The following is a 9,812-nucleotide window of genomic DNA, read 5'->3' as shown; positions in this document are numbered from 1 at the left end:
CGGCCTCGGCGATCCCTGGCCGGCGGTGGACGACGACGCCCTGGGCACCGCGCTGACCGCCACCCCGCAGGTGCAGGCCGCCCGCAGCCGGGCCGACCTGCGCCGGCTCGACCTGGTCGCGGCGCTGCGGGCGCTGGTGCCGTGGCAGGTCGCCGGCACGCTGGACGACGTCGTCCCGGAGAAGGTGGTCGTGCCCGGCGGCACCGGGCACCGCGTCGACTACACCGACCCCGACGTCCCGACCGCCTCGATGCGCGTGCAGGAGGCCTTCGGCTGGCGTGCGACCCCGGTCGTCGCCGGCCGGCCGCTGCGGCTGGAGCTGCTGTCCCCGGCCCGGCGGGTGGTGGCCACCACCGGCGACCTGGCCGGGTTCTGGAGGACCGGCTACCCCGCCGTCCGCAGCGAGCTGCGCGGACGCTACCCCCGCCACCTCTGGCCCGAGGACCCCGCGGCCGCCGTGCCGACCCGGCGGGCCAAACCCCGGAGCCAGGTCACATCGGGGGGTCGAGGATGATGTCGGCCCGTGCAGAGACGACACGTGGACGCCGACATCTCCCGCTCCTGGCTGCTGGTCAACGGCGCCCGCGGGCACGCCGAGTTCGACGAGAAGCTGGCCTCGCGTGCCGACCAGGTCATCCTCGACATCGAGGACGCCGTCGACCCCAAGGCCAAGCCCGAGGCGCGCGCGTCGGTCGTGGAGTACCTCTCCGCCGAGCGCGACCGGCAGGCATGGGTGCGGATCAACGACCACTCCACCCCGTTCTGGGCCGACGACGTCGCCGCGCTCGCCGGCCTGCCCGGCCTGGCCGGGGTGATGCTGGCCAAGACCGAGGACGGCAGCCACGTCACCGAGACCTACGACCGCCTCGGCGGCGCCACCCGGGTGCTCGCGCTGGTGGAGTCCGCGCTGGGCATCGAGGAGACGGTGCACATCGCCAAGGCCCGCGGCGCGTTCCGGCTGGCCTTCGGCTCGGGTGACTACCGCCGCGACACCGGCACCGCCGCCGACGACCTGGCCATGGCCTACCCCCGCTCCCGCCTGGTCGTGGCCAGCCGCGTCGGCGGCCTGCCCGGCCCCATCGACGGCCCCACCGTCGGCTCCAGCCACGGCGTGCTGCGCGACGCCACCGAGGTCACCGTCTCCCTCGGCCTGACCGGAAAGCTCTGCCTGGACACCGACCAGCTGCCGGTGATCAACGAGGTCATCTCCCCCACCCCGTCCGACGTGGCCTGGGCGACGGACTTCCTCGCCGACTTCGACGCCCGCGGCCAGGTCATCCGGGACGGCAGCGACCTACCCCGCCTCGGCCGGGCCCGCAAGATCATGAACCTGGCGACGGCGTTCGGCGTGCAGCCCGCCTGATCAGGCCAGCAGCTCCACCACCCGGGCGGGGTCGGTGGCGACGTCGGTGTGCAGCCCGGCGCCGTCGCCGACCACCGTCCACCCCCGCCGGGCGGCCTCCTCGGCGTCGCGGTCGTAGGCCGGCGAGAGGTGCACGTAGGTGACGTCGGCGTCCGGCCAGACCTCGGGCACCGGCACCTCCTCGTCGTAGAGGTCCAGCGGCAGCGACGGCGCCTCCGCGGTGATCTCGGCCCGCAGCTGCGGGTCGGGCACCAGGTCGGCCATGGCGTCGGGCCCCCACCAGGTGGGCCACGGCGGGATGCGGCCGTCCCGGGCCAGCCCGGCCACGGCGGTCCGGACGGCGGCCGACGGCAGGGTCGCCCCCCGCACGACGGGGACGAGGGCGTCCACCCACACCACCCGGCGGGCACCGACCGCCGCGGCGACCGCCGGCAGCACGACCCCGGCGCCGGAGTACCCCAGCACCACGTCGGCCGGCCCGCCGGCGGCCGCCGCCCGGGTGTAGGCGTCCCACCAGCCCTGCGCCACCTCGACCGTCGCGCGCAGGTCCGGGACGGCCACCCGGTGCCCCGCCGCGGTCAGCCGGCGGCCCAGCGGGCGCAGCACCGCCGCGCTGAGCAGCGGCGGGTGGCACAGCAACCAGGTCGGCATGCCACCCATGACACCAGCCCCGAGGATGGAGCGCGTGAGCACCGACCGCTGGGGCATCGACGACCGCTGGCTCGACGCGCTCGACACCGAGCACACCGTCGACCAGGCCACCATCGACCGGCTGCGCGAGGTCATCGGCGAACCGCCCGCCGACCTCGAGGACACCGCGCCGATCGTCGCCGTCCCCGGCGACGTCCTCGAGGTCGACCTCGCGCTGGTGGTCTGCGAGGACGGCACCAGCATCGACGTCGACGGCGAGCTGCCCGAGGACATGCCGCTGGGCTACCACCGCATCCGCACCCCCGACGGCCGCGACCGGCTGCTCGTCGTGCACCCCGGCCGCTGCTGGCTGCCCGCCGACCGCAGCTGGGGCTGGGCGGTGCAGCTCTACGCCGCCCGCGGCCGGGGCAGCGCCGGCGTGGGCGACCTGGCCGACCTGCGCACGGTGCGCGAGATGGCGCAGGCCCAGGGGGCCGGGTTCGTGCTGGTCAACCCGCTGCACGCGGTGGGGCCGGGCCCCGAGCAGGAGGACAGCCCCTACCTGCCGGCCACCCGCCGGTTCCGCAACCCCGTCTACCTGCGGCTGGACGACGTCCCCGGGGTGCAGCTCACCGACGCCGACCGGGCCCGGGTGGCCGAGCTCAACGCGGCCGACCTGCTCGACCGCGACGCCACCTGGGCGCTCAAGCGGGCCGTCCTGCAGCGCACCTTCGACGCCGACCCGCACCCCGAGGGGTTCCGCGACTGGTGGTGGCACCAGGGCCAACCTCTGCAGGACTGGGCGAACTGGGCCGCGATCGCCGACGAGCACGGCGCCGACTGGCACACCTGGCCGGCCGACCTGCGCGACCCGCGCGGGGACGCCGTCCGCGACTGGTCGACCGCGCACGAGCCGAAGGTCGCCTTCCACGCGTGGCTCCAGTGGCTGCTGGACGGCCAGCTGACCGACGCCACCGGCGACCTGACGGTCATCCAGGACCTGCCCATCGGGGTCTCCGGCGGCGGCGCGGACGCCTGGGCCTGGCAGGAGGTGCTCGCCGAGGGTGTCAGCGTCGGCGCCCCGCCGGACGCCTTCAACGCCCGCGGCCAGGACTGGGGCTCCCCGCCGCTGGTGCCCTGGCGGCTGCGGGCCGCGGACTACACGCCGTTCGTCGAGAGCATCCGGGCCACCATGGCCGGTGCGGGCGGGCTGCGCATCGACCACGTGATGGGCCTGTTCCGGCTGTGGTGGGTGCCCGGCGGGGACCCCACCCAGGGCGCCTACGTCCGCTACCCGGCGGAGGACCTGCTGGGCATCGTCGCGCTGGAGAGCCACCGCGCGCAGGCGGTCGTGGTCGGTGAGGACCTCGGTACCGTGGAGGACGGCGTGCGGGAGGCGATGGCCGAGCACGGTGTGCTCTCCTACCGGCTGCTGTGGTTCGAGGACGACGCCCCCGCCGACTGGCCGGCCGCCGCGATGGGCGCGATCACCACGCACGACCTGCCCACGGTCGCGGGCCTGTGGACCGGCTCCGACGTCGCCGAGCAGGTCGACCTCGGCACCGGCGAGCGCGACCAGCTGGAGCGCGACCGCCAGCAGCTGCTCGCCCACCTCACCGACCACCCCGACGGGCCCACGAAGCGGATGGGCGTCGCCAAGGCCGTCGAGCGGGCGCACGCCCTGCTCGCGACCGCGCCCTGCCTGCTGGTCTCGGCCACCCTGGACGACGCCCTCGGCGTGGAGCGCCGGCCGAACGTCCCCGGCGCGATGGAGCGGCCCAACTGGCGGCTGCCGCTGCCGGTCGCCGTGGAGGACCTGGCCGGGCACCGCGGGGTCCGGGCGGTGGCGCGGGAACTCGGGGTTCGAGCCCCCCGCCCGGCGGGCAAGGGCCGACGATGACCACCCCGGACCACGACACCCCGACCACCGACGACGTGATCATGCCGACCGAGAACGTCTCGCCCGACCACCACGAGCACGCCAAGGACCCGCACCCCTCCGACGAGCTGCTCGAGGCCCGCACCCAGCACGAGCGCGAGCAGGTCGGCTCGGACGACGCCTGAGCCCTACCGCTGGGCCGGGTCCAGGGACCGGGTCCGGCCCAGCGCGAGGGTCAGCAGCAGGGTGGCCAGGGTGAACCCGCCCGCCAGGAGCACCACCGCCGTCCAGCCCGAGCCCTGCCAGGCCTTGCCGGCGAGCGTGCCGCCGACCGAGGACCCGACGTAGTACCAGAACGAGTACAGCGAGGCGGCCTGCCCCACCGGCCGGCCCCCCAGCGCCGCCCGGGCGCCCACCCAGCCGCTGGCCACCGCGTGCGCGGCGAAGAACCCGACCGTCAGCACGCACAGGCCCAGCACGAAGCACCACAGCGGGCCGAGCAGCGTCAGCGCCAGCCCGCCGGCCATCACCAGCACCGACACCGGGACCACCAGCCGCCGGCCGGCCCGGTCGGCCAGCCAGCCCGCGGTCGGTGAGCTCGCCGACCCCAGCAGGTAGGCCAGGAACACCAGCGACGCCAGCGCCGGGGTGAGGTCGTAGGGCGGGGACTCCAGCCGGAACGTGCCGGCGTTGTAGACCGCGACGAACGCCGCCATGAGGAACGCCGCGACCGCGTACAGCACCAGCAGCGCCGGGTCGGTGAACGCGCTGGCCAGGGAGCGCAGCAACGGCTGGGACCGGTCCACCCGCACGAAGCGGCGGGCCGGGGGCATGAGCACCCGGACGGCGACCGCGCAGGCCACCCCGAGCACCGCCACCCCGCCCAGCGCCACCCGCCAGCCGCCCACGTCGGTGAGGACCCCGCCGAGCAGCCGGCCGGTCAGCCCGCCGATGGCGTTGCCGGCGATGAACAGCCCGATCGCCCGCGAGCTGACCGAGGGGTGCAGCTCCTCCCGCAGGTAGGCCACGGCCACCGCCGAGAGCCCGGCGAGCGCGAAGCCCTGCAGGCCGCGCAGCACCAGCAGCACCGGCCAGGTCGGGGCCAGCGCGATGGCGACCGCCAGCACCGCCGACGCCGCCAGGCTCAGCTGCAGCAGGCCGGTGCGGCCCCGCCGGTCCGACAGCGGGCCCAGCACCAGCAGCCCGATCGCCAGCGAGCCCGTCGACACCGAGATCGACAGCGTGGACGCCGCCGGGCCGACGTCGAAGGCCCGCGCCAGCTCGGGCAGCAGCGCCTGCGGCTCGTAGAGCATCGCGAAGGTGGCGATGCCGGCCAGGAACACCGCCAGCGACGCCTGCCGCAGCCCCGGCTCCCCCGCCCGGTGCCCCGCGGGCAGCTCGGCGGCGACGGTCACGGCGACCACCCTGCAACTGCGGACCGGCCCGGGGCCAGCCAGGGTCGCCCATCTCACGTCCAGGCCCCAGGCTGGGGACCGTGACCACCCACCAGGTCGAGACCCCCGTCCCCGAGCACCTGCGCCGCTGGCACGAGCTCGACCCAGGCACCGTGCAACCGGGCAGCGTGGGCTTCGTGTGGGGCAACTGCCAGGCCGAGTCGATCCGCCGGATGGTCGCCCCCGCCGCCGCGGAGCACGGGGTGGAGCTCGTCCGGCTGCCGCCGGTGTTCGAGATGGACGAGGCCGAGGTGGGCCGGCTGCACGACCTGGTCGCCGTCGCCGGGGTGCTGGTCACCCAGCCGGTCAAGGACGAGTACCGGGTGCCCGGCTGCGGCAGCGAGCAGCTGGTCGCGCTGCTGCCCGCCGACGCGCGGGTGGTGCGGGTGCCCACCACCTACTACGAGGGCCTGTTCCCGTGGCAGGTGCACGCCCACGACGCCGACGGCGCCCGCGTGGACGCCCCGCTCACCGACTACCACGACCTGCGGCTGCTGCGGGCCGCCGTCGACGGCCTGCCGGTCGAGGGGGCGGTCGACCGGGTGGTCGGGTGCGCCCCCGACCCGGGCGCCGTCCGCGAGCTCGCCGCCGCCTCGCGGGCCGAGCTGCGCCGCCGCAACGCAGCGCTGGACGTCGACACCACCGACGCCGTGGTGGCCGGGGGCGCGCAGGCGATGTGGACGGTCAACCACCCGGCCAACGCCACCCTGCGCGAGGTCGGCGCGGGGGTGCTGGCGACGCTGGGCTGGGCCGGCGAACCCGCCGTGCCCGACCACGAGATGCTGGGCAGCTCCAGGGCCCCGCTGGACGCCGCCGTCCTCGCCGCCCTGGACCTGGACCCCGCCGCGGCCCGCCCGCAGTGGGAGCTCGCCGGCCGGGACGTGCCCTGGGCCGAGGTCGCCGGGGCCCAGCTGGCCTTCTACGCCGACCACCCCGACGTCGCCCGGCGCGCGGTGGACCGCTACGCCGACCGGCTGGCCGCGCTGGGCAGCTGACCGTCAGCCCGACCGCGGCGCGTACATGATCACCGCGACGCCGACCAGGCAGACCAGCGCGCCGACGACGTCCCACCGGTCGGGCCGGAAGCCGTCGGCCACCGCGCCCCACAGCAGCGACCCCACGACGAACACCCCGCCGTAGGCCGCCAGCACCCGGCCGAACTCCGCCGAGGGCTGCAGCGCCGCGACGAACCCGTAGAGGCCCAGCGCCACCACGCCGGCGCCGGCGACCAGCCAGCCCCGGTGCTCCCGCACGCCCTGCCACACCAGCCAGGCGCCGCCGATCTCGCACACCGCGGCCAGCACGAACAGCGCGACCGAGCGCGCGGTCACCGGCGCGCCACCAGCGCGTCGTGCACGACGGCGAGCACCGTGTCGTCGTCCAGCCCGTCGGCCCGGGCGGCGGCCACCAGCCGGTTCGCCGCCCCCCGCAACCGGGCCCGGGCCGGGTCACCCGACCCCCCGGTGACGACGGTGCCGGCCCGGCCGCGGCCCTCGACCAGCTCGTCGACCTCCAGCTCGGCGTAGGCCCGGGCCACCGTGCCCGGCGCGACACCCAGCTGCTCGGCCAGACCGCGCACGGTGGGCAGCCGGTCGCCCTCGGACAGCCGGCCGTCGAGCACCCGCTCGGCGATCTGGGCGCGCAACTGCTCGTAGGGCGGCGTCCCGTTGCCGGCGTCCACGCTGAGGTCCGCTGCCAGGTCGAGGGTCACGCGCACCAGTCTGCCGGTGCTGGGACCATGGGTCCCCGTGACCGACAGCGAGACCAGCACCGCCCCGACGTCCCTGAGCCGCAGCCGTTACCTGGCCGGGTCGCTGGCCTGGGTGCTCACCCTGCAGTTCTTCGTCGTCGAGGCCGTCGCGATCGCCCGGTTCGGCGGGTACAGCCGGGTCGACCAGGTCATCAGCGACCTGGGCACCGACCTCTCCCCCGCCGCCGGCCTGATGAACGCCTCGTTCATCGCGCAGGCCGTGCTGGTCGTGGCCGGCGCGGTGCTGCTGTACCCCGCGCTGGTCGGGCTCGGCGGACGGCTGGCGCTGGTGCTGCTGTCGGCCGCCGGCGCCGGGGTGCTGCTGGTCGGGCTGTTCCCCGAGGACACCGGCGGCGCCACGCACACCGTCGGCGCGATCCTCTACCTGCTCGGCAGCGGCCTGGGCCTCATCGCGCTGGCCTACGGCGTCCGGCCCCGCTCGGAGGCGGTCGGCACGGTCCTGGCCCTGCTCGGCCTCGTCGGGGTGATCGGCACGGTCTTCTTCGGCACCGGCGTCACCGCCCTGTTGGGCGCCGGCGGCATGGAGCGGGTCGGCGCCTACGTGCTGCCGGTCGGGCTGGCGGTGGCCGCCGTGCTGCTGTTCCGGCAGGGCGACGACTGGCGGGTGGTGCTGCCCGAGGGCGAGGACGCGCCGCTCACCCGGCGGCAGCGGCGCGAGCTGGAGCGGGCCGAGGCGTTCGACCGGGCACGGGCCCGCGACGAGGCGCTGGAGGCGCACGCCCAGAAGCAGCGGACCCGGGCCACCGAGGACGACGGTGCCGACGACGAGGACGACGACGAGCCCTTCGACGAGGAGGCCGCCTGGCGGACCCCCCGTCAGCGCTGAGCGACCACCCGGCCGGCCCGCACGACCACCCGCGGCGCCTCGTGCCGGGCCAGCAGGTCCACGGTGCGGACGGCGTCGTGCACCAGCAGGTCACCCGGCCCGCCCTCGCGCAGCCCGTGGTCGGCCAGCCCCAGCACCCGGGCCGCCGAGGTGGTGACCAGGTCGACCAGCACCTCCAGGTCGGCCGCCGAGCGCATCTCCAGCAGGTGCGCGGCCAGGAACGCCACCTCCAGCAGGTTGTGCCGGCCGAAGGGGTAGTAGGCGTCCTCCACGTCGTCCTGGCCGAGCCCCACCGGCAGGCCCTCGGCGACCAGCCGGCGCACCGGCACCGCGCGGCCGCCGGTGTGCGGGTCGCTGACGAACCCCAGCCCGGCCGCGCGGGCCTGTGCCACCACGGTCGCCAGCGCCTCCTCGCCGTAGGCGCCCAGCGCGCGGGCGTGGCAGGCCACCCCGCGGCCGACCAGGCCGTGCTCCACCATTGCCTCGGCCAGCATCCCGGTGGTGCGGTACACCGGGTCGGGGGCGTCGTCGGTCAGCATCGCGACCCGCAGGCCCCGGCGGGCGGCCAGCGCGCACGCCCACTGCACGTGCGCCCGCTGGTCGGCCTCGCCGTCCTCGATCCACGGGATGCCGCCCACCACGTCGGCACCCAGGTCCAGCGCGGCCTCGACCAGCTCCGCGGTGCCGGGGTCGCGCAGCACGCCGTCCTGCGGGAAGGCGACGACGGAGACGTCGACGGTGCCGGCGACCTCCTCCCGGGCGGCCAGCACCGCCTCCATCCCCACCAGCCCGGCCGCCGAGTCGACGTCGACGAAGGCCTGCACGTGCAGCACGCCGTGCTCGACCCCCAGGGCCAGCACCTCGCGCACGTTCGGCAGCAGCAGGTCCACCGACCAGTGCGCCTTGACCGCGCTGGCCAGGTCGATGCCGGCCGCGGACTCCGCCATGCCGTCGGCGGTGTAGGCCGCCAGCGCCGCCTCCCCGGCCAGCGGCAGGGTGCGCACCTTGTCCAGGTGCAGGTGGCCGTCGACGAACGGCGCGGTGACCAGCCCGCCGTCGGCCTCGACCACGGGGACGCCGTCCGGCCGGGGCCCCTCGCCCGCCGGCGTCATCGCCGCGACCCGGCCGCCGGCCACGTGGAGGTCGACCACCCGGCCGTCGCGCAGGCGGGCACCGGTCACCAGCAGGTCGCTCATGGCCGGTGTCCTACCGCACGGGTGTGACGCGCGGGTCACCGCTCCTGGTCGGTGGGCCGCACCAGGACCTCGTTGACCGCGACGTGCCGCGGCTGGCTGACCATGTAGACCACCGCGCGCGCGATGTCCTCGGCCTGCAGCGGGGTCATCTCCTGCGCCATCTTCTTCGAGGCCGCCTTGGCGTCGGGCTGGGTGATGTGGTCGGTCAGCTCGGTGGCCACGGCGCCGGGCTCGACCAGCCCGATGCGCACGCCGCGGGTGGTGACCTCCTGGCGGAGGGACTCGCTGAAGGCGTTCACCGCCCACTTGCTGGCGTTGTAGACCCCGGCCCCCTTGCGGGCCTGCCGGCCGGCGACGCTGGAGACGTTGACGACGTCGCCGGAGCCCTGCCCGACCATGCCCTCGATGGCCGCGTGGGTCATGTGCATGAGGCCGAGCACGTTGGTGTCGATCATCCGGCGCCAGTCCTCGGGGTCGGCGCCGACGATGGTGCCCAGCAGCATCACCCCGGCGTTGTTGACCAGCACGTCGAGCCCGCCCAGCTCGGCCCGGGTGCGGGCGACCGCGTCGGTGCAGGCCCGCGGGTCGGTCACGTCGAGGTCGAGCTCCAGCACCCGGGCGCCGTCGGCCCGCAGCCGGGCGGCGAGGTCGGCCAGCCGGTCGGCCCGGCGGGCGCCGACGGCGACCGCGGCG

Annotated in this window: 12 protein-coding genes; 6 read left to right on the top strand and 6 right to left on the bottom strand. The window is 76.4% G+C overall.

What is annotated here, in order from left to right; translation table 11 throughout:
- Both NH342_RS19830 and NH342_RS19825 read left to right on the top strand, forming a co-directional pair.
- Window positions 1–514 (top strand): ATP-dependent helicase C-terminal domain-containing protein (locus NH342_RS19830; protein WP_305884960.1); only part of this gene is annotated, 514 nt, incomplete at its 5' end.
- 9 nt (window positions 515–523) lie between these two features.
- Window positions 524–1,363, top strand: a complete 840-nt coding sequence (locus tag NH342_RS19825) for a CoA ester lyase (RefSeq protein WP_253017539.1) — start codon at window positions 524–526, stop codon at window positions 1,361–1,363.
- Here NH342_RS19825 and NH342_RS19820 read toward each other — a convergent pair whose 3' ends face one another.
- Window positions 1,364–2,014, bottom strand: coding sequence for a hypothetical protein (locus NH342_RS19820; RefSeq protein WP_253017538.1), 651 nt, complete (start codon window positions 2,012–2,014; stop codon window positions 1,364–1,366). It abuts the gene before it with no gap.
- A 34-nt stretch (window positions 2,015–2,048) separates the two neighbouring features.
- Here NH342_RS19820 and malQ point away from each other — a divergent pair, with 34 nt between their 5' ends.
- Window positions 2,049–3,893 carry a 4-alpha-glucanotransferase gene (gene malQ / locus NH342_RS19815; RefSeq protein WP_374209489.1) on the top strand — a complete coding sequence of 615 codons (1,845 nt, stop codon included), beginning with the start codon at window positions 2,049–2,051 and terminating at the stop codon, window positions 3,891–3,893.
- Window positions 3,890–4,057, top strand: coding sequence for a hypothetical protein (locus tag NH342_RS19810; RefSeq protein ID WP_253017536.1), 168 nt, complete (start codon window positions 3,890–3,892; stop codon window positions 4,055–4,057). Before malQ ends, NH342_RS19810 begins: the two co-directional genes overlap by 4 nt.
- 3 nt (window positions 4,058–4,060) lie before the next feature.
- On the opposite strand, the gene NH342_RS19805 is transcribed toward NH342_RS19810, so the two are convergent.
- Complete coding sequence (locus tag NH342_RS19805; RefSeq protein ID WP_253017535.1) at window positions 4,061–5,287, bottom strand: MFS transporter; 1,227 nt, start codon at window positions 5,285–5,287, stop codon at window positions 4,061–4,063.
- 80 nt (window positions 5,288–5,367) lie between these two features.
- On the opposite strand from NH342_RS19805, the gene NH342_RS19800 reads away from it, so the two are divergent.
- A complete protein-coding gene (locus tag NH342_RS19800) occupies window positions 5,368–6,321 on the top strand; it encodes a WcbI family polysaccharide biosynthesis putative acetyltransferase (RefSeq protein WP_253017534.1) in 954 nt (317 codons plus the stop codon).
- Between the two features lie 3 nt (window positions 6,322–6,324).
- Here NH342_RS19800 and NH342_RS19795 read toward each other — a convergent pair whose 3' ends face one another.
- Window positions 6,325–6,657 carry a YnfA family protein gene (locus tag NH342_RS19795; RefSeq protein ID WP_253017533.1) on the bottom strand — a complete coding sequence of 111 codons (333 nt, stop codon included), beginning with the start codon at window positions 6,655–6,657 and terminating at the stop codon, window positions 6,325–6,327.
- Window positions 6,654–7,037 carry a GntR family transcriptional regulator gene (locus NH342_RS19790; RefSeq protein WP_253017532.1) on the bottom strand — a complete coding sequence of 128 codons (384 nt, stop codon included), beginning with the start codon at window positions 7,035–7,037 and terminating at the stop codon, window positions 6,654–6,656. Before NH342_RS19790 ends, NH342_RS19795 begins: the two co-directional genes overlap by 4 nt.
- A gap of 37 nt (window positions 7,038–7,074) precedes the next feature.
- Between NH342_RS19790 and NH342_RS19785 the strand changes: the two genes are divergently transcribed.
- A complete protein-coding gene (locus NH342_RS19785; RefSeq protein ID WP_253017531.1) occupies window positions 7,075–7,923 on the top strand; it encodes a DUF998 domain-containing protein in 849 nt (282 codons plus the stop codon).
- Here NH342_RS19785 and NH342_RS19780 read toward each other — a convergent pair.
- Both NH342_RS19780 and NH342_RS19775 read right to left on the bottom strand, forming a co-directional pair.
- Window positions 7,914–9,119: an amidohydrolase family protein gene (locus NH342_RS19780; protein WP_253017530.1), complete on the bottom strand. Its 1,206-nt coding sequence runs from the start codon at window positions 9,117–9,119 to the stop codon at window positions 7,914–7,916. The genes NH342_RS19785 and NH342_RS19780 overlap by 10 nt on opposite strands.
- A gap of 35 nt (window positions 9,120–9,154) precedes the next feature.
- On the bottom strand, window positions 9,155–9,812 hold a 658-nt coding region (locus NH342_RS19775; protein WP_253017528.1), incomplete at its 5' end, for an SDR family NAD(P)-dependent oxidoreductase.

The organism is Klenkia sp. PcliD-1-E, assembly GCF_024124375.1.
Classification (GTDB): Bacteria; Actinomycetota; Actinomycetes; order Mycobacteriales; family Geodermatophilaceae; genus Klenkia.
The sequence above is the reverse complement of the archived record's forward strand: the minus strand, read 5'-3'. Positions and strand labels throughout refer to the sequence as shown.